Raw genomic sequence first — 26,918 nt, forward strand, 5'->3', positions numbered from 1 at the left:
CTTTTTACTGTTCATTTTTATTATTCCATTGGATATCAATACCTTGTTATTCATCTTTAGGGCTTACATACATCCTGTCGACTACGATGCTTTCCGTCAGGTATGCCATATCAGACCACTGGATCCGGTAGCACCTGGAAACTTCATCAAATACAGGTTTCTTGAATTTCCCCATAACAGGACGTTTCTCGTAAAGCACATAAAAACCGCGTTCATAATGAAGTATCTTCACAACCTTACGGTTCCTGGACATGAACATATAGACGTTGGAGGCATCGCTCGGGTCAAGTGACATCTCTTCCCTTATACTCTCACATAATCGGAAAATACCTTTCCGCAAATCCACATTACCGTTGAACAGATAATAGTTCAGGTTAGTACTCAGTCCAAGCATATCATCCTATCATTTTATTAAGCAACAAACTCAAATCAAGAACAGTGGTGTTTTTCAGAAACAGCGTTGCGCCTGATGCCAATTGTAATTTTACCCATCTTATCGGAGCTTCACCTTCGGGCTGTCTCACTTCCATTTTCACGGTTGGACTGTTGCAGGGATTGCCGGTTATCTGGACTTTGGCAACCTTGGGTTGATCAACCTGGACTGTCTTGCCTAACTTCTCACTCCATAGCTGGTGGCGCTGCCAGTTCATGAACTTGTCGTAATTCACTCCATAATCCGCACAGAACTCGCGAAGGTCTTTGGTTTCGCAGCACAGCTGATAGAGGTCGTACACCTCCTGGTAGTTTACTTTTTCTTTTGCCATAATCTTTGTTAGTAATTGGTTATGGCGCAAAGATATGCTGGGTTGCGATGCGTGTCAAGGCGGAAAATAGAATGGTTACGGAAGTTTCCCCATCATCTAAGTAAGCAAAGATCTCTTTCCAGAATCGATTCAGATAGTTAAGAGCTTCTGTGTAATACCGGCTTCTAATCTCAAAAATTTGTTCGCGGTGAAGATAGAACTTTCAATCAATAGCCATTTTTTGACTGATGATCATATTCTTATTTTTGACTGATGATAGTTCCAGTTCTCTTTCGATTGCGGACATCACCTGAGCGTTCCACCTTGTACGTTCCTTATCAAACAGCCATCCCCACTTATTAAAATATTTAACGGCACTTTTAATATGAGTTCTCAGCATCTTTTTATTCTTATAAGATTCAGCCTTATGAGCGTGCACTATGGTAACATAAGGCCAAAACAATGTTTTATAATACTTATGAATACGGCGAGTTATATCAATATCCTCCATATACATAAAAATGTTTTCATCAAACAAACCAACCTTATGAAAACAATCTATACGGAAAAACATAAAACTACCCAATAAAAAAGGTATATCCATTGCCTTACCACGGTCATAATCTTTCAACAAAAAACGATGATCAAAAACTTTAGCTATCATTTTAGGCATGAATCGTCTGAATATTAAATTAACAGGAGTAGGCAACAAGCGACACACATATTGTAAATCCCCATTAGGATAAATTGTATTAGGTATCAATTGTCCTACATCAGAATTTTCATCCATATATCTACATATTTTCTCTAAAACTGAAGGTTCAAAATACACATCCGAATTAAGCACCAAATGGTATTTTTTGTCTGAATCAAGAACTTGTCTCAATGCTTGGTTATGACCAGCTCCATATCCCACATTATCACTGCCTATATATTCCACATTGGCATATTGCTGGCAAAAGTCTGCAATATACTGTTGATGAGAATTGTCAATAACATAAATTTGTGAAATAAGAGAAGAGGTTAATGATTGCAAGCATCTGGACAGTTCTTCTAGATTCGTCTTGTAAGTGACGATAGAAACTGTTATCATACTATCAAATACTATATTTTTTCTGTGACAAAATTTACAATTGAATACTCATTTATAATTTTCTAAAAAAGACTCCTTAAATCGTCTCCTGTCATCCAAGCTAATATTTAGACTATTTATACTGCATATATAATTTTCAGGCACTTCTGCTTCTAACATAAACTTTTCAAATTTCTTATCTATGCCTTAAAAAGCTATAGGAGTATCCAACACTGGAGTCATCAAACAAAACATACAAAGATCCATATCGTAACATCTTTAAATGTTTTAGTTCATAGGCTAAGATATCAATCTCTGAATCTTAATTTAAATATTTATTCTTAATCTAAATAGAACTCTTCTCAATCAATTTTGCATTATGCTGGTTCCTTTTATCAAGTGGTGGAGGAGTCATATAATTGGGTCCATAAAATTTAATAAGGAAGCTTTCCGTTTCAGTCATACCATTTACCATAATATCCTCGAAAGGAAGTTCTCTCCCTTTACCAAACCAATACTTAGGCTGCGTCTCACCCATTTTCTGTGGTCCTCCCAAAGTCGCACCATATTCACATTTATCCAAATCATATCTGCGAGATACCCAGTCTATAAAACATCCTGCCCAATGCTGACTTATTACTTTTTCAATCCGAGTAATTTTAGCAAAAGAAATGAAGAATGACTCTATATTAGAACGTTCCTTCTCCAAATCAACCTCATTACTAAAATTAGAAAATTTATAAAATAACCTAGCAGTCAGATATGCCACACTAAACATCTTATATTTAAAAGTTCCAGGATTAGGCACACCGTCAATAATGAGAATATCTACCCAAACAGGCATTTCTGCTCTTTTCAGGCCTTTTCCGACCTCAAGTTTATACCTTGTATCCACAACATGAGCAGCAGTCCATTGATGCCCTTTCTGTTGAATGGTATCTAAAAACATATATTGTGGAAATTCATTCTGATACAGCTTCAATCTCTCGAAATCTTTACGAGACATTGCAATATCCACATCATCATCCCACGGAATAAAACCTTGATGGCGTACAGCCCCTAATAGAGTTCCCCCATATACATAATACGTCAAATTATGACGTTTACAAATAACAAGAATCTCTTTCAAAATATTCAGACCAACCCGTTGAATTTCATTTAGATGTTCATACTTATCCATCATAATTTACTCAATATTTTAATTGTCCTTTGTATTCCTGATTGAATATCATACATAGCTCTCCAGCCTAATTTTTGAAGTTTTACACTATCAAGCCTTGCCTTCGTCGCTTTACTGTAGCCTGCGCACTCCACCGCATCAGGAATATCAAATACAACATTTTTTCCCACAATATCTGCAATAATCTTAGCCAGATCCTTTAACATAACATCTGAGAATTTGTCAGCGACATTATATGCCTCTCCTTTTTCTCCTACCAATAAAATATAAAACAATCCACATACGGCATCTGCCATATAAGTATAAGAATAATACTGAGTTCCTTTACTCTTAAGCACAATATCCTCCCCCACAATAGCTTTACAAATAAATTGAGATATAGCCTTAGTATCATTCATCAACATTGTCGGACCATAGGAACGGGTTAAACGCGGAATCACTATATCCAATCCTCGCTGTTTGATATAAGCCTGACATAAAGCTTCACCACACCTTTTGCTTTCAGGATAACCTGCCCTCATTGTATTACAATCAATATATCCACAATATTTTTCTTCAAATGTTTCAACATCTCCCCTATTCTCACCATAAATTTCATTTGAAGAAACAAAAGCACAACGTACTGCATGATGAGCACAAGCAAACTCCAACATATTCTGAGTTCCAATAATATTAGTGGTTATAGTGCCTATCGGATCTGTAGCATAAGCTATCGGATGCGTATTACTTGCCAAATGAAGAACATAGTCCACATCACCTATATCATTTCTCACAAAAGGTAGATTAATATCGTATGGTATAAACTGAAATAAGGAAGATTCATAACAATAACCGAATTTTAATTTAGCCTTATCCTCATTTCTTCCAAGAGCATAAATCTTACAATTCAATTTCCGTTCCTTGTTCAAATACATGACAACATCTATCAAAAAGCTACCAACAAGTCCGGTAGCCCCAGAAATCAACAAAGTCTTATCTTGTAACTTATTCCAAGGAACAGGTTGAGCAACAACATTCATTATATCCTCTTGATACAATGCATTTTCTATCAGTTTCATTATTTCAGCCAATTATCTTTTTCCTTTTTCAAATATCCTTTAAACATTTCCAAATCATCCTTCGTTGTCAATTTGATATTTTTATCTGAACCAGCTGCAAAATGAAGAGTTTCCCCCAATTCTACCATCATCGTATTAGTATAGGAAGAACCATAAATACCTATCTCTCTTTCAAATGCCTCATGATATGCCCAATCCAATTTTTCAAACTGATAAGCTTGTGGAGTGGAAACTCTTCTTAGACTTTCACGTGGAATATATTGTTTGGTTGTATTCTTGTCGTCAGGATCCACTACAAAAATTTGTTCATTATAAGGCAATGAAGTCACTGCATTTCCATACTTTTGAGCCTTCATGATCACATCCGTAAGAACCGTTTCGTCCACTAATGGTCGAATACCATCATGGATCACAACTATATCATCAGCACCTGCTTTACCTTCAAGATTGAATACACCATTTCTTATGCTCTCCTGACCAGTATTCCCTCCACTTATCACCCATTTAAGTTTAGTGATATTAAACTGATGAGCATAAGCCCAAAGAACATCATGCCAACCGTCAATGCATACCACCTCAATAACATCTATTTGAGGATGTCGCTGAAATCCTTCCAATGTATATATGAGGACAGGTTTATCATACACATTGATAAACTGTTTAGGAATGTCCTGACCCATTCGATGACCTGAACCTCCCGCAATAATTATTGCAACATTCATATTATTTGTTTTATATAATAAAAAAATCTCCTAACAATGACAGATATTGATTTCTTCAGAACAGTATTTATAGTTGAAAGAAGTGGATTCTTAAGCATTAAAAACTTTTTATTAATTTCATATCTTTCCTTAAAATAAACAGGTACATTTTTCAAAGCTTGAGAAGTCCCACCTATTACAAAATTAGCTACAACGACATGTACTAATTTCATCTTATAACCTGCATTTATAATTCTAACAATTAGATCATAATCTGCTATTATATGATATTGTTCATCAAAACCTTCCATTTGCTCTATTACATCCCTCAGCATTACCATGCCTTGATGACAACCCAAATTTGGAAGGCCAGATTTTAAACATCTAATACTACCATCTAAACGTATCAAATTAGTATCACCACTTAAGATCACAGTATTCGCATCTTCTTCTTTCATAAGCAGGCGCAAACCATCTTCCTCCAACCAATCATCACTGCCAAGATAATAAATCCACTTGCCTTTTGCCTTTTGCCACCCTTTGTTAAATGCATCATATATACCATTATCAGATTCTGATATATAACGAAAACGAGAATCAAGTTTCACGAAATTATTTACAATTTCTATCGTTTTATCTTTTGAATTTCCATCAATAACCAAACACTCCCAGTTTTGATAAGTTTGATTCATGACACTTTCAAGTGCTCTTTTTATAGTTCTCTCAGAATTATAAGTTGCAATAATTATAGAAACATCAAATTTCATAGACAACACTTATACAAATTTTTAAAAGTTATATCCCAAGAATTTCATCCATTATTATTCTAAATGACTCATCAAATTTCATTAAAGAGAATTGTTCTCTTGCATATTTGAAACAATCTTGACGCATTTTCAATATTTCATCATTGGACATTAATAATGTCTTTTGTATTGCGTCTTTGACACAAGTAATATGAAAGTCATCTAATATAATCATACAACTAGCAGACGCAAAACCACATTCTTTTGTTATAATTGGTATAATGCCATATGCCATACAAGTAGCTACCGCCGTACTCATTCCTTCTGAGCAAGAAGGAAACACTATAAAATTATGTTTAAGCACAATCTCTCTATTAAAGGTCTCCGACATCACATTTATACGACCTCTATTGAAAATATTTTTCCCTTTCAACTTATCAAATAATGAATACTCTTCTTTTCGTATGCCATAACAATTCAATGATATATCAGGCAGCTCCTTTATGGCATCTATTACGATGTCTAAACCTTTATGAATAAATCCACCGGAACCAAACCATAATATATTTCCTCTGTTCCCAGAAATTGCTTCTGCGATATCTACATCAGGAAATTTCCAGTCCTCATTATAAATAGCATTAGAATTTATTTGTCTCAATCTATTAAACTCTTTAAAATTCAACGCATTAAAATCTGAATTCATAAGAATACCATGAGTAGAAATCATAAATTGTTCTACATCTATAACCCCATTTCTTTTTATATCAGCATTTGTTTTTATTTTAGGATGACGCTCTCTAAAATAGTCCAGCCTTTCTTTGTATTTTGTTTCCACAACTAAAGGATGATTCTCTGTTACAAAATTTATTCTAATCGGTATATTCAATTTTGCACAGAATTCTTTATATGAATAACCTTGACCTATTATTACATCATACTTATGGTGTCCTAGAAATTTAAAAGCCGCTCTATCTGCATAATGACAAAAATCAACACAATACCCTCTTTTAATAAAATAATGAATCATTTGCGTTGCATGCAAAATATTAGCATGACACGGATTTCCATAATTTATATCAAGCATATTAGTATAGCATATCAAGACTCTCTGCTGTTGTTTATCACATAAATTCAAGTTAATATTGGTCAATTCTTTAGCACGAAAAAAGCGTCCTAACCTTTGAGCACGCCCAGGATACCTATCCTTTAATATAGTTAATATAGTTCTAATCATTTCTTTCTTCTATTTTTAATCGTTGAAAAAGTTGTCTGTGTTTTTTAGATAATAAGCCATTAGCCCAAACAATGAATTCTCCATCGCTCATACGCCTAAAATAGGAAGAATAACAGATAGCAATTAAAGCCCATAGATCCACATCTGTTATAAGAAAATTATTCACATCCTCGACCCAGCCCCATGACCATCTCCAAGCGATAAAACACCCTAATATGGGTATGATTTTATTATTTGATCTATAAACTGCAAGATAACTACCACGCATATATATTAATGAAAACAAAAGAAGACCAACCAATCCCTCCCAAGTCAATATATTAGACAAAACCATTTCATTCTTGTGACGTTCATTTTTGTTATAAGATATTGTTTTATCAAACCAAAACAAAACACCGCTATAGGTGATATCAAATCCTCTAGCAGGAGTACGTCCCCAAATTAAATACTCATTATCAATAGCAGAAGTTACCACATCAATATACAACAAACTTCGTGTATCTTTCTCCACCACATCACGTTCTTTGTTACTATGCACTACTTCTTCAACATCCGCCTTTCCTGCAAATACATCATAAGCATCACCAAATACAAAAACAAAGACTATTACACTACAAAAAAAACAGAATACCCGTCCAATTCTAATTATTTTGGTCGGCAACACATTACGAATATATATTGCAATTCCTGTTAATATAGCTACAGTTGCTTTTATGAATGGTGCCCTTTCTTCTTCTATATCTTTTGTTGCCAAGAGGACTCCCAACAACAAAATCATCATAGCTGTTTTCTTGGGGAATAAAGGGAAAAGACAAACAAGAACCAATATAGGCTGCATATAGAATTGAGTAAAGCCTAATTTAAAATAAAATAAAAACAAGAATGGAAGCCAAGCATATTTATACCATGTAGACAATAAGTTCAAAGAAATAGTAGGTCTACAAAACAACCAACACAATACAGGAACCAATAAAGAAACAATCCCCACAAATAACTGACGATATTCAATGTAATTATCTGCAACAACAAATCCTATGACAGATAATATGTAAGTCCATCTTAAATAAAGATTCACATATTTATAATCCTCTGTTAAGTATTTTGGACATAACACATTCCTATACATATAAATTATGGTTATCACCGCAATCTGAACAGAGAACATTAACCAATTACCAAAATACATATCTTCTTCCATACATACATTCGCATGACAAATAGCCATAAGAATCAGAAGAAAACTTAGTGTGTGCAAAATTTTGGGCGATAACATTAATCCTTTCATCTAAAACATTTAAGATTTTTCTAAATTCACACTATTTTATATGTACCCTTGCAATAACACAATATAACAGATTTAAATTTGAATTCTTATTTAAGTGTTTGCCTCACATATTCACCACAAATCATTAACTAACTTATTGATAATTATTGCTAACATTATACTCACAAGCAATGACAATATTATATATAGAACAAAGAAAGTTTCCAATGTTTTAAAAGAAAGCAATACAACAAAATGAATTAGATAAAATTCATAAGAGATATTACCCATATAAACTATAGGTTTAAATGATAAACATTTGAACCTATTTAAATAAACAACGGCAACAATCATAGCAGCGGCTATTGATTGTATAAACAGCAATAATGTAGAATCATCCCCCAAGAATATATTCCTAACATCAAGCATTATAATTGAAGTCAACAATAAAAACAGAGAATTTATTCTACTATGAGATAACCAATTACGAAATTTCACCGAATTATCTATAAACAAATGCATTAGAAGACCTATAATAAAGCAAAATAGAAATCTATATACAAATAAACCAAGAGTTAAGAATGCAATATAAACTAAAAGCTTCCACTTATATGAAAACCTATTAGCGAAATAGACTATTAAAGGCATTAAAATAAACATGCGCACTTCAACTACCATATACCATACAGGAGGATTTAGTAATTTGGTATCAGAAGGTATCAAAATAAATAATTGTTTTATCAATTCAAACAATGGAACACGACTTTGCCAAAAGCTATTGCTCCATTCTGTAAAATTTATCCGAATATAATCTAAAGACAAATTACACATCACAAAAGCCAATATCATAGTAACAATATAAGCCGGATAGATACGTTTTACTTTCTTTACCAAGCCCCTAATATAATTGTTAAATGAAAACAATTCATTATGAGCATAAAAGAATCCACTGATAGCAAAAAATATCATAACAGCCCTTGCCCATCCCAAAAAATATGCCAAGGTGTAGAAGAAAGCATAGCAACCAAGTTTAAATCATACATCCATAAAGAATGTGAGAAAAAAACGACTAATGCTGCCACACCTTTCAAACCTTGAATTGATAAATTAACTTCCCTACTCATTAAGATTTTAATATAGCCCATATATTCTATTAAAGAACATATAAATAACAACAATAAAATAGCGCACGTGAATCATTTCCTCTGCCCACCATAAATTGGGAGTCGTTCAGCATATATTGAATATCACTAGTGTCCACTAAAAATTAGAGGACGAGTTAAAAATTATAATTACTAAATAAATTTGGTCCATCAAGACCGCTTTGTTCTTTGACATCATTGAATTTAGTTTTGCTGAAGAGATCCTTTAATGGAGTCTTGTCCGTAAGAGAAATGCCAAGAATTTGTAGAACCTCGTATGTCGATCTATCCAGTTTCATATCATGTTGCATGATAGCCACAAGACAGTAGGCAATGATTGCTGAGTAGACTTGTATCTTTACAGCGTTCTCGGAAGTACCCCAAAATTTCTTTATTTTAAGGTGTTGCTTGAGCCATTTAAAGAACAGTTCTACTTGCCAACGATTCTTGTAAAGTTCCGCAACCTGTAAGGCTGGAATATGTTTTGCATTTGTCAGATAAATGAACTCCCGTTCGTCTTCTTCATCCCAAAACCTCACTAAGCGAATCGTTTCAGGATATGATTTTTGGGTATAGAAACCGGTAAGTTCAATCTCACAGTCGGACAATACTTAGGCAGACGTCGTTTCCATTTGAGTACTTTCGCCTTAATATTTGTTTTAGCCCGTACAACAAAGAACGAATCCATCATATGTATCTTATAGAGACGATGATAATCGTTATATGCACGGTCGAAAACATAGAAAGAGCCAGACTCATAAGGTATTACATCCATTGCCTTGACATCGTTTATCTTTGCTTCGGTTATATGGACAAAGGCAGGCACTTGAGTCTCTACGTCATACAACGTGTGGATTTTTATACCTCCCTTATGTGTACGAAAGTTAGCCCAAGGAAACAGCTTCAGACACAAGTCAATCGTGGTAGAATCGAAGGCATATACATTTCCGTTTAGTTTGAATATGTCATTTACTCTTTTCTTTCTGGCCTCGCTTATCATATAGAATGCGAAGTCCTCAAAAATACGGTAGTCCCGGTTCTCATTTGCTTTTGCAAAGTTACTCCGAGTGACATGTTTCCCAACCCCAAGATGGTAGCATTTCTCTTGATGTGCATTCAGCGCAACAATCAGATCACGAAGACTTTCGCGGTTGCACAATTGTCCGAACATCAAAGTAAGAAGTTGATTCCAGCAAGTAAAATGCTTAACATACTTGTTGCCATCATACTTCTTTACGATACGGAGAAACTTGTAGTTGTCTAAAAACTCAACCATTTGGGCGAAAACGTATTTGTCTTTATTCATATACAGCCTAAGTTAAGGCTGCAAAGTTATGATTTCAAATCGTTGCGCAAGAAAATCTCTTGTAACAAACTGTAATTCAATTATTTCAAAGAACTATTTTCGATTTTTAGTGGACAGTAATGATTGAATATATCAAATCATCCAACATATCTTTATTCAATTTTTAGATATTGATTAATCAGTTTTATATGGCTTTCTATAATATTTCTTGATGAATAAGAACTTCTATATTGCCCCATATCAAAAGTAATTTCTTTATTTAGTATACTTCTAATGCCTTTCGCTAAATCATCAGAATCTTTAAATTTTGCCAGATATCCTGTTTGACCTGTTTTTACTAGCTCCGGTATGCCTGTTGTATCAAAACCAACAACTGGAGTTCCACACAAGATATTTTCTAATATAACAAGGGAGAAATTCTCACATAAAGATGGTGTAACAAAAAGGTCACTTGCATTACATATAAGAGACAACATAGTATCATCATATACTCTACCTAAAAAACGAATGGGATATTTTGTATTGTCAACCGTTTCTTGATTATAACCACTTCCATATACTACTATCAGAATATTATCTAAATCTATTCTATTTATTGCTTCCTCAAGATATTTCCAACCTTTATAAGGATTATCTTGCCCCGCAACACAACCAAAAGTGATAATTATTCTATCTTGTGGCAAATTCAAAATCTGACGAACGACTTTCTTATCAATAGGTTTAAATATTGTTTCATCTATCACATTAGGAATTGTATATACTATTTTATTTCTTAACGCAAATGATTTTTTAGCACAACTTGCCATCCATCGACTTGGAGATATGAAATTAAGATTTGAATATTTTGAAAACAATCTTTCTTTAGATTTTAAATGTGCGCAAGGAAAAAAAGAATGCCATTCGAACATATTACAATTTTCACATGACAAATGATACCCTTCGCACTCCATACTATGATGGCATCCTCCAGTAAAAGTCCACATATCATGCATAAAAAAGAATATAGGTTTACCCGTCTTTGCTAAATTTTCTATATTATTAATAGACAACAAACCTGAAACCCAATGAACATATATAACATCCGCTTCCTTTATCAAGGACATTGAAACAAGATCTCGTCCTATAGCAGGCAAAGGTGTATAAAAATAAACATTTTTTCTTATACGGAAAGTCTTTATCTTTTTAACTCCATAATCTACAATTTTTCCAAATATTCTTCCTCGCTTAGCTACATTTACATAAGCATTATCCTTTTTAAAAGATGGCATCAAATTTAAAACATAAGAATCCAATCCATAATTTCGCATGATTGTACTAAGTCGATACGCTGCATTTCCAGAAGGTGGCATTGACGCCTGTATATGTACTATCTTCATCATCCAAATATTATTTTAATTTCATCAATATCATTAAAAGATCATTTCTTGCCGATTTTACAAAATCGAATTTTGAGTATATAAAATCTATATGTATTTATATTATATTTATCACTATTTCTTTTGAAAATTCTCTATATATTTTTTTATCATATTTCGTTCTAAATGATTTAATCCTAATACATATATAAAAAAAACAGAAGAACATAAACTCAAAATCACAACTAAAACAAAAGAATAAAACGTTTGATTCAAACAATATCTACAATAAGAAGGTATAATAATTGCTACTGATGCTACCAACATTAATTTTAATACGCTCTCCTTTAAATACTCAAAAACACTTAAACCAATCATTGAGTTAACTAATATTACACGGACTATCATTGTAATAAATGCAACAATTATAGATAGGACCATTACAGATATAGGAGAACCACCACAAAATAACACCAAATATCCTAAAGGTAACATAGACAATAAACACGAAGAAGTAATCATTTGATATTTCTTTATCCTTCCAGTCGCATTAGCTGCAACCATTACAGAATTTGAAATAGAATCTATCCCAGTTGCAATAACAGACAATATAATAAACGAAGAAGTATATTCAGGAATATTATCTCCAAGCCATAATTTTAAAATATAATCTATTTCTAGGCATACAGGGAAACATACTATAAAAAGCAAATAGCCAGTGTACTTAGAACTAACACAGATTAATTTTCTCATATAATCCAAATTATTAGCAGCATAACTTTTAGTTATTTGTGGATTCAATGCCATTTGTAGATTAATAGAAAATTGATTTAGCGCATTTGTCACTTGTAAAGAAATTCCCCTAGCTGCATTAATTAATGGACCCAAAAAAACATTGAGAATAATATTAGTCCCTTGAACAAAGGAAATACCTGCAAAATTGCCCATAAGATTCCAACCTGCAAAAAAAAATAATTCTTTCATCCCTTGACCATCTTTTACAAAAGAATATTTATAGGCTTTGAAATTCCGTCTGCAATAAATACCATAAATCAATCTAACAACCCCTTGAACTATCAATAATAAAATAGCATATATAACTAATTTATCGCCTTCCCAATGGTACAAAAAGAAAACAACACCCAATTTTAACAATACTTCCAATATAGATATATATGCAAATGCTGACATCTTTTCATGTGCAACAATCAAAGCATTATAAGGCACACTCATTATCAATATTACAGTTGACACTACCGCACAGTGATAAACCCATAAAGTAGCTTCAAATCTATCTTGTGGAATAATGAGTTTATTATATAAAAACCATAGACCTATTGTTTCTGCAATAAGAACCAATATCAACGAAATTATGGCATGAGTTTGAAGGCTCAATGAAAAGATTCTTTTCACCCCCTTTTGATTATTCCTACCTAATTCAAAAATAAGAAATCTTTGTGTACTTGCAGTCATAGAAGAATTTAGAAATCCAAACATCCCTATAACTCCTCCTACAATATTATAAATGCCAAAATCCATCTCCCCCAATGAATCAAGAACTATTCGGCTCGTATATAAAGCCACCCCCATTACAAGAAACATTCTCACATATAGAAAAATAGTATTTTTCGTAAGACGTTTATTGGTATCAGATGTTATTTGTTTCATTATAAAAAGGTTATATATACTGGTACTGAAAGTAATATCTTTCAAGATCTTCACTGCTATACATAATTATAGAAATTTGTTCGTGGTGAAGATAGAACTTTAAGTCAATAACCATTTTTGACTACTTACATAAAATTCACTCATTCCCAAATTAATTCCATGCTAATACGCATTCTTCTCCCCTACAATCACATTCACCACCGTCTTATAAATGATATATATATCAAGCAGCATTGTCCAATGCTCCATATACCAAATATCAGCCTTCACACGTTCCTCCATCTGGGAAAGTTCCTTTGTTTCACCACGGAAACCATGCGTTTGAGCCCAACCTGTGACCCCGGGTTTTATAAAATGCCGCACCATATACTTATCAATCAAACGGGCATAAGTCTCCGTATGAGCCAACATATGAGGACGGGGACCAACTATTGACATATCGCCCTTAAAGACATTGATAAACTGGGGAAGTTCGTCAATATTAGAACGACGAAGGAAGTTTCCAAATTTTGTTTTACGGGGATCATCAGCCGTAGCCTGTTTGCTGTCGGCTTCATCGTTCACTCTCATCGAGCGGAATTTGTAACACACAAAATCCACACCGTTCAAACCGGTACGCATCTGCTTAAAGAATACAGGACCGGGAGAAGTCAACTTGATGATACTTCCAACGATGAGATAAACAAAAGGAAAAACTGTTACCAGAAAAAGACCGGAGAAAACAATATCGAACAGACGTTTCAAGATACGGTTCTCCATCTTACTCAAAGGCTCATAACGCAGATTCAATATAGGCATATTGCCAACCATACTGTGCCAGATACGATGGGGAAAACCTTTGCAGACATTGGGAACACCATGAAAATAAAGCAAGTGGTTCTCACAATAATTCATGATAGAGAAATTATAACGCCCCTCCTCCATCGACAGGGAGCAAAAAACATGCTTGATTCCCGGATGTGCAGACATAAAGTCTGAAAATCCGTCGGGATTACCCAGATAGGAACATTGCGAGGAAAGCTCCTCATTCGGGTTGATGTCAAAATAACCTACAACCTCATACAACGAGGATGCCAGGGAATTCTCCATCTCTTCATACAATACCTGCATGTTATTGCCACCTCCTATAAAGACGGCATAACGACGGTGCTTGCCCTTAACACAATAAGCTATCATAAATTCACGGATGATAATGCGGTAAATGCTTAAAATGACAAAGAGGAAGGCAAAATAAGCGACAAAGAAGAACGGAGAATAGATAGAGATTCCACTGAAGGTCATGATACATGCCCAAAAGATGAAAAACGCTATTATATTCTTCAACACACGCAACACTAGTTGGTCGGGACGAATCCCACGACTGTCCCAGACCTTCCCGCGGGAGCCGGAACAGGCAAGATAACAGAGGGTCAACGAAGTCACCATCCAGGAAACCCGGCAGGAAAAAGGCAAAGAAACAAAGGCTTCTTCCCAAAAGAAAAGGAGCAAGAATAAAACCAGGTTCAGGATGATCAGATCTCCTAAAACTGCAATAAATTCTATGAATTTATTGATTTGGCTAGTGGTTGATACCATATCATATAAATATTGATTTTAGGCACATGCTTCTTTGAACTTATTCAGAAAATCTTTGCCGAATAAATTCCAAGAGATAACAATACAAACTGATAGGAAAATAAAAGCTAAGACATATACCTTACGACTGGTTCCCGAAGGTTCCAAGGGGACCACAGCAGGCTCTACGACAGCAAACACAGGCTTCTCTTCCTGAACCTTAGCCCTGGCAACCTGAAGCTGGCTGGCAACCTGGCTGTATACCTGGTAAGCAAGACTCATATCATTCTGCAAACGTTCCTGTTCGGTACGAACACTCTGCAAAATGATATTGTCATGAGAGTCCATATAGTCGGCGTACTTCTTTTGAGCGGCATAATATTCTTGTTGACGTTCTTTAAATAATTTCTCCAAATAGAGACAATCCTCTTTAAATTTGGAGGTACGATAGTCTATGATATATTCCTGCAACTTTTTTACCACAGAATCAGCTACGACTGCAGCAACTTTAGAATCCTGAAAAGTTGCAGTAACGGAAGTCATTGAGGTTTTCTTATCCACAGAAGCAGTGATCTTTTCCTTTAGAGTTTCAATTTTTTCCGTTTCCTTCTTTGAAAGCTCAATTATACCCTGACTTGTTTTATCAAATGTAATTTCATCTTCCTCAGTAAACAAGGACTTTACTCCACCAATTACCATGCCTGGAAGCCCGATTACATAACTCCACCAGGGAGAGGATTCTTCATCTAAATAAGTATTCAGTGTCATGACTTCATTCTTTGTTACCGGTATATCCATTGCAGAAAGTTCCAGTAGAAAAGGAGTGGAAGAGACAATATCAGCAGATAAGGAAGCATTCAAGGCATCGGTCCCATCTCCCATAGAAACTCCACTGCCTAAAAACGATGCGGCTAAACCGGATAAACCACCACCTTTGTTGTTACCCATTTCCGGAGAAAGGGTAACTTCAACCGTATACTGCTTAGGGATACTTATCGCAACAATAACACCTATAATTAGTCCGATACCGGCTGCCTTATAGATCTTCTTACGAATACCTATTACCTTACGAAGAAGATCCATCAAATCGATTTCAAGTTCCTCATCCGTATGAATATCCTGTTGCTGCTTTATTTCCTTTTCAGATGCTTGTTCCATCAAAGTAGACATAAAATAAATAAAGGTATTATAAAGTATTCGTTATTTCTTGATTAAATTGGCAAGAGAGGCAATCATCATACCCAAAGAGCTGAAAGAAGTGGCGTATCCCAGGATTTCACCCATATTAGTACGCTTCTTCGATCTGCTGGGAACGATAATCTCACAACCGGGCTCGATTTGTTTCTTACCGCTACCCTTGACCTTAGTCACCTGACCATTCATGTAAACGATGAACTTCTTGCTCTTCTTTGCATTGTCAGCATAACCACCAGCCTGATTCAAATAATAATCAATATGCTTACCAGATATATAAGAAACTGTGTTAGGAACCATCACAGCACCATTGATCTTAACCGTATTGGTACTTTTGGGAATAAAAACAACATCACCCTCACGCAAGACAATATCAGCCGTGCTACCCGGATTAGCCAAAGCTTTCTCCAAGTCAATACCCACCGTAAAATGGTTTTCCACATGAATATCCAAAGAATCCATCATAGCCTCACCCAACTGACGGCTCATCAAGCGGAGCACATCTTCCATACGTTTCTTCTCACCCTCAGTGGCGACACGCGTCAACTTGGCACCGCGCAGGTAAGCGTTTTTGGTGGAACCGCCGGCTTTACGGATCAAATCGGAAAGACGTTCCGTACGGCTGGTCATGGCGTAGGAGCCTTCGAACAGGATTTCACCTTCAACGGCTACATTCTGTTGGGCCTGATAGCCCGGGCTGCGGCGAACATAAACCTCATCGTACGGTTGAAGCACAAAACCCGGTGTACCATCGACGACAAAGCCTTCTTTCAGGGAGAATGTGTACGTCCGGCCGATAGTATCGTTATCCGCTGTACTATGGGGATTCCTGATTCTGCGAGAGACATCCACACGGACTACAGAAGCGGCTTCACGCAGCCCTCCCGCCTGAATGATCAGGTCTTCAAGCGTCATGTTGTCAGCGTACGGATAGGAAGCAGGTTTTGCCACTTCGCCATGGATGACAACATCCCCCCTGTCTTCCAGATCATGGATGCTCGGAATATAAAGAATGTCGTTTTTCGTCAGGATAATGTTTTGGGAAGTGCCATCCATGATGGCTTTAATGTCAACAGGGACAACTTCAGTAGTGAGGTCCTCACGCTGGCGATAAAGGACGGCACGGTTCAGGAAAGCATCACCCGTCAAGCCTTGGGCTTCATTCACCAGTTCGCGGACCGTATTCAGTCTGCCGTTGAGCTGGTAGATGCCGGGACGGTAAACGGCACCACGGATTTCAAGCTTATTGGTGAAGCGGTTGAGGATGGCCTCGGCGGTCACGACATCACCATTCCGCATTTTATAGACACTATAGTCAAGGTCCTTGACCGTGTTCACTTCATACTCCTGCCCGTTTTGGCGTACCACGCGCAAAGAACGGGTGTAGGCGTCGGCGTCAAAGCCACCGGCGTAACCGATAAGGGTGGACAGGTTCTCGTCCTTCTTCATCTCGAAACGCATCGGGCGTTTCACTTTCCCGTCGATCTTGACCAGGACCTCATAGGCGGGAACAATCACCACATCGCCTTCCTGAAGGCGGATGTCATCCTGGATGTTGCCTTTCATGATGAACTGGTAGACGTCGATCGTGGCGATGTTTTTGCCGTTACGTACCAATTGGACATTGCGGAGACTGCCTATCTCACTCACACCTCCCGCACGGTAAAGCGCATGGAAGACAGTAGAGAAGGAAGAAAGGGAGTAAGTGCCAGGCTGGACCACTTCACCCATCACATTGATCTGGATAGTACGGATGCCGCCCAAAGTCAGACGGATGTCGGAAGTGGGGTCGTCCGTATTATCAAGACCATTATATATCTTGTTTAATGTTCGCTTGAGATAGTCATTGGCTTCAGCAATAGTCATACCGTTCAGATTAACGGGACCGATTTTCTGGATGTTGATCGTACCGTCAGGGGAGATCTGTTGGCGGATCGTGTTCTGGCTCGCTCCCCAGATGTCGATGATCACTTCATCACCCGGACCCAGGCGGTAATTTAAAGGGGTGGCGATGTTGACACTGGGTTCAAAAGTCAGGTTACGGGTATTGAAGATGTTGCGTCCGAAAACCTGGTTGCTACGGGCAAGGTCTTCAGTACCAGGACGGTCTTCCAGTATATCGGAAGTGTTCTCGTCCATCTCTTCACGAAGGCGTGATTCATTGACATCCGTACCGGCAGCGTTGGAGGCATTGACATTGTTCTGTTGCTCATAGAGCTGCTTCACACGCATGGCCTGTTCCTTGGTCACGCCTTTGCGTGCCAGTTCGGAGGCGAGTTGCTTTTGTTCTTTTCCCTGCTTGATCCCCTCTTTGACATACTCCAATACCTGGGAGTCGCTCATGGTTTGAGCCATCAAAGGAGAGAAAACTCCCAACAGCAGAATAAATAAAAATACGTTAAAGTTTTTTTGTGTCGTCATTACTAATCTTTATGGGTTCTACATAACCGATTGGCATATCTACACAAGCACAGCCAAGCATATTTAAACGAACGGCAATCTTACTCTTCCCCCCGACGGTCACGAGTTCGCCGACAAGACCGCTCAAAGGGCCTTTGATCACACGGACTTTCTCGCCACGCGCCAATGGAGTGTCATTCATACAGACTGCTTCTTCGGAATAATCGAGCATGAAACGGAAACGGGCCATCTGCTCGTCAGGAATAACGGCAGGAGAGCTTTCACCACGCATCACCATATAACGGCTGACAGTGGAGAAGCTAAGGACTTCCATACGCTCCTTGGGAGTGACATGGACAAAAACCATCATGGGAAGCAAGACGGTGTCAACCACCTTCCGACGGTCGCTCCATTGATGGATCTGCTGCTGGACGGGAACAAAAGAATCAATTCCCATCTTAGACAAACGCTCGGCAACCTTCTTCTCGTGATGCATACGAACGAGTGCCACATACCAGCGTTTTGAGTGTGCTACGCCTTCCCCTGTCCCACTTATAGGCCCGGCATTTACGGATTTTGATTTATTTAAAATCATATTTTTTACCCCATGTGATTCCGTTACTTCTTAGGTAACGGATAATACATACACAAAACGTATACTATGATGAGAATAGAAATCACGCACATGACAAAGGCGTAGAATATGGAAAGGCCTAATACTCAATAGGGGAAATCTAGAGATCAGGCAATAAAAAGTATAGAGCATGGAAATGAGTTTATTTCATGTTCGGATAGTTTTTTGCTCTATGTTTCAGATAAAACGAAAAAAAGTGGAGGAATATTTGCTTTCTATTTGTGTTTTTGTCTATCTTTGCGTCAAATTTAAGTTCCGTTACCTAAGAAGTAACACACACATTTTAATTCTGATTATTAGCATTTTACAGTTTTTACGCTGCCTGCACAACAGTTTCTTACGTAAGATAAATTCCCTTTATTTACTTCTGTACGTTCTTTAAGCCCGAAACCTTTCAAGTAGATTTGGGTAGTTTTTATTGATTTGTGACCCAATGATTCACTAATCATTTCAATGGATACTCCCCGATACTTCGCAGTCGTTGCCCAAGAATGGCGCAGCGTATAGGAAGTGACGGGAGATTGCAAATGTAATGCTCTTGCCAAGTCCTTCAGAGAATTATTAAATCGACGGAGAGCGGACTGATATTCACGATACGCCCTTTCGTCTCGCCGCTGTTTATCCCCACGAAGAATATCGAACAGATAATCCGGACAGTCAGGATGAGAAGTTTCCTTGCTACGAAGCTGATTAATTATTTCCTTTGCAGTATTCAGCACTTCCACACTCATCGGGGTTTTGGTTTTGATACGATTGTATCGCAACACATTCTGATCGAGTGCCGATTTCTCCAAATGAGCTAAATCTGCAAACGACATCCCGCAAAACTGAAACATTAAGGCGGCAATGGCCTGCGTACGACGTAAACGTTCCGATTGGGGATCTTCATACAGAAGTTTATACAACTCTGAAACGGACAACGCTTTCTTCTGACAGACATCGACTCCCGTATACACATCATGAAACAATCGGGGAACATAAGGAGCACTGCCCGCTTCCACACCCTGATTGTAAATGCTGCGAAGCATACGCATATACGTAGAAATCGTATTAGGCTTCAAACCACAACCGTAAAGATACTGACCGTAACGTCGTAAACGCTCGCGGGTGATCTGCCTGAACGACACATTAGACGTGCCGCAAAATTTGCTGAAAGAAAAGATGGCATTTTTGTAAACATGCGCCGTAGAATAACGACCCTCCTTACGTAAACGATTGATGTAGTTCTCGCCACATCGGCTAAATCCATTTTTATTCATTATTTGCATCACTGGTTATTTTATATATATACTATTTGGCAAGCGGCAAAAAAAACAAATCTTTTTGCACCTTTAATGCCACTTGCCGAACACGTATCTTTTAATTAACAATTTTTAATAACAGCTAGAATTAATTAATCATGAAAAGAAAAAAAGCTGAAAAAGAGAGTAAAAACAACAAAGTAAAAAGAAACACTCAAACAAGAAAAAGAGGCTCCAGAATACAGCACAAGGAGGAAATCATCAGCGAAGAAGAAATGGAAAGAAGAAATGGAATCAGCGGAGACACGATACTTTATCTCACGATGTTTCTGAAGCTCTTTTTTTATGGTTTTTTCTTTTGTCAAAAGCCCAGAAAATTGATCTCTTTAGCTCTATTCATCCACCGGCAAGAAATATTGTACATCCGTAAGCGTGGAGGATATAAACTAATGGAATTCAGTAGTATACACACAGAACTGGCAGCCTTGAAAAAAACTGTAGAAAAACAGTGTGAAGAAGAAATAATGGAGAAAAGAAAAAAGGCTGAAAAATTCAAAAGCAGGTACTGATAAAACATTAATTGTATAGGTGAAATGTAAGACCTATTTTTGACACCGTTTTCAGTCGACTAGAAACAGGATGATTTTCTCGGAAAAAGAGTGACGGCATTATAATGAAATAGCGTCACTATAATAGAAAAAGAGTGACGCTATTTCATTATAATGCCGTCACTATCTTCAACGAGAATTTTATGACTTATAATTATCCAAATCATTTAAAATTTAAACAAAAAAAAGAACATGAGAAAAAAAATGGAGAAAAGCAAGTTGGCAATTTGCAAATTAGTGTGGAAAAAACGTATTGCCGCTGAAAAAAGCATTTCAGAAAAATGCGCAGATAGAATCGTACAAGAATGCATCAAGCTAATAGAGCACATGCTGTACGGAAATGTTATCATCGCTTTCTACAAGCAAGATGGAACATTCTGCTTAGAGAAAGGGACACTGGTAGGATACGAAAAATTCTTTCATAAAGAATTCAAAATTACAGTAAAGCAAGAGTCTGTCATCTATTGGAGTGAGGAACATAAAGGATGGAGAAGATTCATGATCGGAAACCTGATGGAATGGAAAGCTATCGTATAATTGAAAATAAAAAAATACTGAAAAATGAATATGATTAATAAAGGAATACCCTACTTCCCGACACCGGCAAACTTTTTTGACGAAGAAGTTATGGAATTATTAGAGGCCAAATATGGAGTGATAGCCTCGTATATCGTCATGCGATTACTGTGCAAAATCTATAAAGAAGGATATTACATCTCATGGGGAAAAGAACAATGTCTGATTTTTATCCGTAAAGTGGACACCGAAATCAAAGAGGGCATGATGGAAAAGATTATTGACCTGCTATTGGAAAAAGGATTCTTCCATAAGGAATTTTATGAGAAATACGGCATACTCACTTCGCAACAAATCCAAAAGGTGTGGTTCGAAGCTACGATACGAAGAAAAATAGATTTCTCTCAATTACCTTATTTATTAGAGACCAAACAGAAAAAAGGAACGCAAAAAGGAGAATCAAACAAAGAAAACGCCAACATTTTTCCCACTCAAGAGGATGTGAGTTCAGAAAATGCAGACATTTCCCGACAAACTAAACTAAAGGAAACCAAACTAAATTCTGAAGAGGAAGAAATAAGCGATGCTTTGTTTGAAATTCCGCAGTATGCCTACAATCAGGCCACTCACAACATGGACGGACTGATAGAAAGTCTGGAACGCCATAAAGTGACTGACTCGAAAGAGAAACAGGCGATTCTCCGGCTGTCGGACTATGGCAGAAAAGGTACCTTGGTGTGGAAACTGCTCTCCAACACGACGTGGAGCAAAATCGGAGCACCGGGAAAATATCTCATTGCAGCGTTGACCGGCAAACAGAAATAAACCGGCGTAAATAAAAGCCTATTCAAATTTTGCTTAAAAAGGTACGAAAAATCTGTGCTTTTCACAAATTCTTCGTACCTTTACGCTCCGGTAAAACAAGTTCTATCCACATAAAAGATAACAAAATGGAAAACAGAAGTTTAGTAACCATTGCCGAACATTCTAAAGAAAAAATCCTCTACATGCTCGAAATGGCGAAGCAGTTTGAAATGAACCCCAATCGCCGGTTATTACAAGGAAAGGTAGTAGCAACCCTGTTCTTCGAACCTTCCACCCGTACCCGCTTGAGTTTTGAAACAGCTGCCAACCGTCTCGGTGCACGAGTAATCGGATTCTCTGACCCCAAGGCCACCAGCTCTTCCAAAGGGGAAACACTTAAAGACACGATCATGATGGTGAGTAACTACGCAGATATTATCGTCATGCGACACTATCTCGAAGGAGCTGCACGATATGCCAGCGAAGTAGCCCCGGTGCCCATTGTCAATGCTGGTGACGGAGCTAACCAGCACCCGTCGCAGACGATGCTCGATCTTTACTCTATCTACAAGACGCAAGGAACGTTGGAAAATCTGAATATTTTCCTGGTGGGTGACTTGAAATACGGTCGCACCGTACATTCTTTGTTGATGGCGATGCGACACTTTAATCCGACTTTCCATTTTATCGCTCCCGAAGAGTTGAAAATGCCGGAAGAATACAAACTTTACTGCAAAACGCACCAAATAAAATACGTTGAACATACAGACTTTTCCGAAGAGATTATCGCCGACGCCGATATTCTGTATATGACCCGTGTACAACGCGAACGTTTCACCGACCTGATGGAATATGAACGGGTGAAGAATGTATATATTCTCCGTAACAAAATGTTGGAACACACACGTCCGAACCTGCGTATCCTGCACCCGCTCCCCCGTGTCAACGAAATTGCTTACGATGTGGATGACAACCCGAAAGCATATTATTTCCAACAGGCACAAAACGGTCTGTATGCCCGCGAAGCAATCCTTTGCGATGTATTAGGTATCACATTAGAGGACGTTAAAAACGATATTTTATTATGAGCGAAAATAAACAAGCATTGCAAGTAGCTGCCCTGAAAAACGGAACAGTGATTGACCATATCCCATCTGAAAAGCTCTTCACCGTGGTGCAACTGCTCGGTGTGGAACAAATGACAAGCAATATCACGATCGGATTCAACCTCGACAGCAAGAAGCTGGGTAAAAAAGGAATTATCAAAATTGCAGATAAATTTTTCTGCGACGAAGAGATTAATCGCATTTCAGTAGTGGCACCGCACGTCAAACTGAATATTATCCGCGATTACGAGGTAGTGGAAAAGAAAGAGGTAAAAATGCCGGATGAACTTCGTGGCATCGTGAAATGTGCCAATCCGAAATGTATTACCAATAATGAACCGATGAGCACCATCTTTCATGTGATAGATAAGGATAATTGCATCGTGAAATGCCATTATTGCGAAAAAGAACAGAGACGTGAAGAGATAACAATCCTCTAACTAACTACAGCTCACCACAGATTACACGGATTCACACAGATTTTTATTTTATGAGATAATAACATCTATATCTGTGTTAATCTGTGTAATTTGTGGTAAAAAAATGACAACTATGAAACAAGACTGGAAACCAGGAACGATGATTTATCCGCTGCCGGCTGTACTAGTCAGTTGCGGAAAAGAGGAAAGCGAATATAATATGTTCACAGTAGCATGGACGGGTACGATTTGCACGAACCCGCCCATGTGTTATATATCCGTACGTCCGGAACGCCATTCATACGATATTATCAAAAAGAACATGGAGTTTGTCATCAACCTGACAACCAAAGACATGGCTTTTGCCACCGACTGGTGCGGAGTTCGTTCGGGACGTGATTATCATAAATTCGAAGAGATGAAACTGACACCCGGACAGTGTACGGTGGTCAGTGCACCGCTGATTGAAGAATCACCCCTTTGCATTGAATGTCGTGTAAAAGAAATCATCTCTCTTGGTTCACACGATATGTTTATTGCTGACGTGGTAAATGTGCGTGCCGACGAGCGGAACCTGAACCCTGAAACCGGAAAACTGGAACTGGCGGAAGCTAATCCGCTGGTATATGTGCACGGAGGATATTACAATTTGGGAGAGAAAATCGGTAAGTTCGGCTGGAGTGTAGAAAAGAAAAAATCATAAAAAGAACGATGCCACCATGGATATGCTGCGTAAATTCATTTTTTTAGGTTTATTAGTTGCAGCCGGTAGTCCGGTTGTCGGCCAGAATTATAATGCAGAAAAAGTAGACCGTCCCAATACAAAAAAAATAAATATCGGTATTAAGGCTGGATTCAACTCTTCCATGTTCATGGTGTCTGAACTGAAAATTAAGGATGTGACTATCAATGAGGTGCAGAATAACTATAAGATAGGTTATTTCGGCGCTCTCTTCATGCGCATCAATATGAAAAAACATTTCATCCAGCCTGAAGTGTCGTACAATGTAAGCAAAGGTGAGATTACGTTCGACAAACTCGGTTCCCAGCATCCTGCCATTGAGCCTGATTACGCATCGGTGCAATCGGTGTTGCACAGTGTAGATTTTCCCGTTCTATACGGCTATAATGTGGTAAAAAAAGGGCCTTACGGAATGTCTATCTTCGCAGGTCCCAAGCTTCGCTACCTATGGGGAAAGTACAATGAAATCACTTTTAAGAATTTCGACCAAAAGGGTATTCACGAAAAGTTGTATCCGTTCAATGTCAGCGCAGTGATTGGCGTAGGTGTCAACATTTCACGTATCTTCTTCGATTTCCGCTACGAACAAAGTATAGGAAATATCTCCAAGTCTATCATTTATGATAATATCAACTCCGACGGCAGTACGGGTGTGAGCAACATTATTTTCCGTCGCCGTGACAGCGCGTTAAGTTTTTCATTGGGATTCATTCTTTAAGAATAAAATATCATTAAATCCCGCTTTTTACTAACATTTTTCATACTGTTCCTTCATTTTTTATTTATTTTCATTAACTTTGTGCGCTTGAAATAGGTATCTCGAATTAGAAATTTAATCTTACTTATAAAAGAATGAAAAGAGACGACATCATTTTCGACATCATCGAAAAAGAGCATCAACGTCAGTTGAAAGGAATCGAGCTGATTGCATCAGAAAACTTTGTGAGTGACCAGGTAATGCAAGCAATGGGGTCTTGCCTGACAAACAAGTACGCAGAAGGTTATCCTGGCAAACGATACTACGGAGGTTGCGAAGTAGTAGACCAAAGCGAACAAATCGCTATCGAACGCCTGAAAGAAATTTTCGGCGCTGAATGGGCAAACGTACAGCCACACTCGGGAGCACAAGCTAATGCTGCTGTTTTCCTTGCTGTTCTGAATCCGGGTGACAAATTTATGGGATTAAATCTGGCACACGGCGGACACCTGTCTCACGGTTCATTAGTAAACACTTCCGGTATCATCTATACTCCTTGCGAATATAATCTGAATCAGGAAACAGGACGCGTTGATTACGACCAGATGGAAGAAGTCGCTCTTCGTGAGAAACCAAAATTGATTATCGGTGGCGGTTCTGCATACTCTCGTGAATGGGATTACAAACGTATGCGTGAAATCGCTGACAAAGTAGGCGCTATCCTGATGATCGACATGGCTCATCCTGCTGGTCTGATTGCTGCCGGAGTACTCGAAAATCCGGTTAAATATGCACATATCGTCACTTCTACTACACATAAAACACTTCGCGGACCTCGGGGTGGTGTCATCATGATGGGCAAGGATTTCCCCAATCCATGGGGTAAGAAAACTCCGAAAGGTGAGATCAAGATGATGTCTCAATTACTGGATTCTGCCGTTTTCCCGGGTATCCAAGGCGGACCGTTGGAACATGTAATTGCTGCTAAAGCAGTTGCTTTCGGTGAAATCCTGCAACCTGAATTTAAGGAATATGCTAAACAAGTACAAAAAAATGCTGCCGTACTTGCACAGGCTTTGATCGACCGTGGATTTACCATCGTTTCCGGTGGTACAGACAACCACTCTATGTTGGTCGACCTGCGTAGCAAATATCCTGATCTGACAGGTAAAGTGGCAGAAAAAGCATTGGTTTCTGCTGATATTACCGTTAACAAGAACATGGTTCCGTTCGACAGCCGTTCGGCTTTCCAAACTTCTGGTATCCGTTTGGGTACTCCTGCTATCACAACTCGTGGTGCAAAAGAAGACTTGATGCTCGAAATTGCAGAAATGATCGAGACTGTATTATCTAACGTAGAAAATGAGGAAGTTATTGCACAAGTACGTGCACGTGTCAATGAGACAATGAAAAAATATCCTCTTTTCGCTTACTAAAACACAATTTTAAAGCTAGTAATTGTAAACTGTTATTAGCTTAATTCCCATTTAAGGTCTGTTCTTTACAAAAGGAGCAGACTTTTTTATTTATTAAC

26 protein-coding genes and 1 pseudogene are annotated in these 26,918 nt (G+C 37.7%); 8 read left to right on the forward strand and 19 right to left on the reverse strand.

Annotation, left to right across the window (positions count from 1 at the left end; all coding sequences use genetic code 11):
- Positions 1 to 46: 46 nt before the first annotated feature.
- From tnpB to A4V03_RS09340, 19 genes and pseudogenes are all read right to left on the reverse strand, one after another.
- Positions 47 to 394 carry an IS66 family insertion sequence element accessory protein TnpB gene (gene tnpB, locus A4V03_RS09245; protein WP_065538472.1) on the reverse strand — a complete coding sequence of 116 codons (348 nt, stop codon included), beginning with the start codon at positions 392 to 394 and terminating at the stop codon, positions 47 to 49.
- A gap of 1 nt (position 395) precedes the next feature.
- Positions 396 to 764: a hypothetical protein gene (locus A4V03_RS09250; protein ID WP_065538471.1), complete on the reverse strand. Its 369-nt coding sequence runs from the start codon at positions 762 to 764 to the stop codon at positions 396 to 398.
- Positions 765 to 966: 202 nt separating this feature from the next.
- Positions 967 to 1,836, reverse strand: a complete 870-nt coding sequence (locus A4V03_RS09255; RefSeq protein ID WP_065538667.1) for a glycosyltransferase — start codon at positions 1,834 to 1,836, stop codon at positions 967 to 969.
- A 325-nt stretch (positions 1,837 to 2,161) separates the two neighbouring features.
- Positions 2,162 to 2,998 carry a LicD family protein gene (locus tag A4V03_RS09260; protein WP_065538668.1) on the reverse strand — a complete coding sequence of 279 codons (837 nt, stop codon included), beginning with the start codon at positions 2,996 to 2,998 and terminating at the stop codon, positions 2,162 to 2,164.
- Positions 2,995 to 4,053, reverse strand: a complete 1,059-nt coding sequence (locus A4V03_RS09265) for an NAD-dependent epimerase/dehydratase family protein (protein ID WP_065538669.1) — start codon at positions 4,051 to 4,053, stop codon at positions 2,995 to 2,997. Before A4V03_RS09265 ends, A4V03_RS09260 begins: the two co-directional genes overlap by 4 nt.
- Positions 4,053 to 4,775, reverse strand: a complete 723-nt coding sequence (locus A4V03_RS09270; RefSeq protein ID WP_065538670.1) for an IspD/TarI family cytidylyltransferase — start codon at positions 4,773 to 4,775, stop codon at positions 4,053 to 4,055. Before A4V03_RS09270 ends, A4V03_RS09265 begins: the two co-directional genes overlap by 1 nt.
- Positions 4,772 to 5,521, reverse strand: a complete 750-nt coding sequence (locus tag A4V03_RS09275; protein ID WP_065538671.1) for a glycosyltransferase family 2 protein — start codon at positions 5,519 to 5,521, stop codon at positions 4,772 to 4,774. The genes A4V03_RS09270 and A4V03_RS09275 overlap by 4 nt, the downstream gene beginning before the upstream one ends.
- Before the next feature lie 28 nt (positions 5,522 to 5,549).
- On the reverse strand, positions 5,550 to 6,734 hold the full coding sequence (locus A4V03_RS09280) for a glycosyltransferase family protein (RefSeq protein WP_065538672.1): 1,185 nt from the start codon (positions 6,732 to 6,734) through the stop codon (positions 5,550 to 5,552).
- Positions 6,727 to 8,019 (reverse strand): hypothetical protein, encoded by a 1,293-nt coding sequence (locus tag A4V03_RS09285; protein WP_141243588.1) that lies wholly within the window; start codon positions 8,017 to 8,019, stop codon positions 6,727 to 6,729. Before A4V03_RS09285 ends, A4V03_RS09280 begins: the two co-directional genes overlap by 8 nt.
- Before the next feature lie 111 nt (positions 8,020 to 8,130).
- Positions 8,131 to 8,967 (reverse strand): acyltransferase family protein, encoded by an 837-nt coding sequence (locus A4V03_RS21650; protein ID WP_065538674.1) that lies wholly within the window; start codon positions 8,965 to 8,967, stop codon positions 8,131 to 8,133.
- Positions 8,964 to 9,143 carry a hypothetical protein gene (locus A4V03_RS09295; RefSeq protein ID WP_065538675.1) on the reverse strand — a complete coding sequence of 60 codons (180 nt, stop codon included), beginning with the start codon at positions 9,141 to 9,143 and terminating at the stop codon, positions 8,964 to 8,966. Before A4V03_RS09295 ends, A4V03_RS21650 begins: the two co-directional genes overlap by 4 nt.
- 134 nt (positions 9,144 to 9,277) lie before the next feature.
- A pseudogene (locus A4V03_RS09300) lies at positions 9,278 to 10,446 on the reverse strand (IS4 family transposase).
- Between the two features lie 152 nt (positions 10,447 to 10,598).
- A complete protein-coding gene (locus A4V03_RS09305) occupies positions 10,599 to 11,825 on the reverse strand; it encodes a glycosyltransferase (RefSeq protein ID WP_065538676.1) in 1,227 nt (408 codons plus the stop codon).
- A gap of 111 nt (positions 11,826 to 11,936) precedes the next feature.
- Positions 11,937 to 13,469: a lipopolysaccharide biosynthesis protein gene (locus A4V03_RS09310; RefSeq protein ID WP_065538677.1), complete on the reverse strand. Its 1,533-nt coding sequence runs from the start codon at positions 13,467 to 13,469 to the stop codon at positions 11,937 to 11,939.
- A 162-nt stretch (positions 13,470 to 13,631) separates the two neighbouring features.
- On the reverse strand, positions 13,632 to 15,044 hold the full coding sequence (locus A4V03_RS09315; protein WP_065538678.1) for an undecaprenyl-phosphate glucose phosphotransferase: 1,413 nt from the start codon (positions 15,042 to 15,044) through the stop codon (positions 13,632 to 13,634).
- An 18-nt stretch (positions 15,045 to 15,062) separates the two neighbouring features.
- On the reverse strand, positions 15,063 to 16,193 hold the full coding sequence (locus tag A4V03_RS09320) for a Wzz/FepE/Etk N-terminal domain-containing protein (protein ID WP_065538679.1): 1,131 nt from the start codon (positions 16,191 to 16,193) through the stop codon (positions 15,063 to 15,065).
- 30 nt (positions 16,194 to 16,223) lie between these two features.
- A complete protein-coding gene (locus A4V03_RS09325) occupies positions 16,224 to 18,638 on the reverse strand; it encodes an SLBB domain-containing protein (RefSeq protein ID WP_065538680.1) in 2,415 nt (804 codons plus the stop codon).
- Positions 18,616 to 19,212 carry a UpxY family transcription antiterminator gene (locus A4V03_RS09330; protein WP_065538681.1) on the reverse strand — a complete coding sequence of 199 codons (597 nt, stop codon included), beginning with the start codon at positions 19,210 to 19,212 and terminating at the stop codon, positions 18,616 to 18,618. The genes A4V03_RS09325 and A4V03_RS09330 overlap by 23 nt, the downstream gene beginning before the upstream one ends.
- Positions 19,213 to 19,547: 335 nt before the next feature.
- Positions 19,548 to 20,519 (reverse strand): tyrosine-type DNA invertase cluster 3b, encoded by a 972-nt coding sequence (locus tag A4V03_RS09340; protein WP_065540358.1) that lies wholly within the window; start codon positions 20,517 to 20,519, stop codon positions 19,548 to 19,550.
- Positions 20,520 to 20,650: 131 nt separating this feature from the next.
- Between A4V03_RS09340 and A4V03_RS09345 the strand changes: the two genes are divergently transcribed.
- From A4V03_RS09345 to glyA, 8 genes are all read left to right on the forward strand, one after another.
- Positions 20,651 to 21,061, forward strand: a complete 411-nt coding sequence (locus tag A4V03_RS09345) for a DUF4119 family protein (RefSeq protein WP_065538682.1) — start codon at positions 20,651 to 20,653, stop codon at positions 21,059 to 21,061.
- 231 nt (positions 21,062 to 21,292) lie between these two features.
- Complete coding sequence (locus A4V03_RS09350) at positions 21,293 to 21,637, forward strand: SH3 beta-barrel fold-containing protein (protein ID WP_065538683.1); 345 nt, start codon at positions 21,293 to 21,295, stop codon at positions 21,635 to 21,637.
- 24 nt (positions 21,638 to 21,661) lie between these two features.
- Positions 21,662 to 22,441 carry a DUF4373 domain-containing protein gene (locus A4V03_RS09355; RefSeq protein WP_065538684.1) on the forward strand — a complete coding sequence of 260 codons (780 nt, stop codon included), beginning with the start codon at positions 21,662 to 21,664 and terminating at the stop codon, positions 22,439 to 22,441.
- Between the two features lie 125 nt (positions 22,442 to 22,566).
- Positions 22,567 to 23,508 (forward strand): aspartate carbamoyltransferase, encoded by a 942-nt coding sequence (gene pyrB, locus A4V03_RS09360; RefSeq protein ID WP_065538685.1) that lies wholly within the window; start codon positions 22,567 to 22,569, stop codon positions 23,506 to 23,508.
- Positions 23,505 to 23,966, forward strand: a complete 462-nt coding sequence (pyrI, locus tag A4V03_RS09365; protein WP_009039537.1) for an aspartate carbamoyltransferase regulatory subunit — start codon at positions 23,505 to 23,507, stop codon at positions 23,964 to 23,966. Before pyrB ends, pyrI begins: the two co-directional genes overlap by 4 nt.
- A gap of 112 nt (positions 23,967 to 24,078) precedes the next feature.
- Positions 24,079 to 24,648, forward strand: a complete 570-nt coding sequence (locus A4V03_RS09370) for a flavin reductase family protein (protein WP_004303449.1) — start codon at positions 24,079 to 24,081, stop codon at positions 24,646 to 24,648.
- Between the two features lie 16 nt (positions 24,649 to 24,664).
- Entirely contained in the window at positions 24,665 to 25,405 is a 741-nt protein-coding gene (locus A4V03_RS09375; RefSeq protein ID WP_065538686.1) for a porin family protein, read from the forward strand.
- Positions 25,406 to 25,539: 134 nt separating this feature from the next.
- Positions 25,540 to 26,820 (forward strand): serine hydroxymethyltransferase, encoded by a 1,281-nt coding sequence (glyA, locus tag A4V03_RS09380; RefSeq protein WP_065538687.1) that lies wholly within the window; start codon positions 25,540 to 25,542, stop codon positions 26,818 to 26,820.
- Positions 26,821 to 26,918 lie beyond the last annotated feature (98 nt).

Source organism: Bacteroides caecimuris (assembly GCF_001688725.2).
Taxonomy (GTDB): Bacteria; Bacteroidota; Bacteroidia; order Bacteroidales; family Bacteroidaceae; genus Bacteroides; species Bacteroides caecimuris.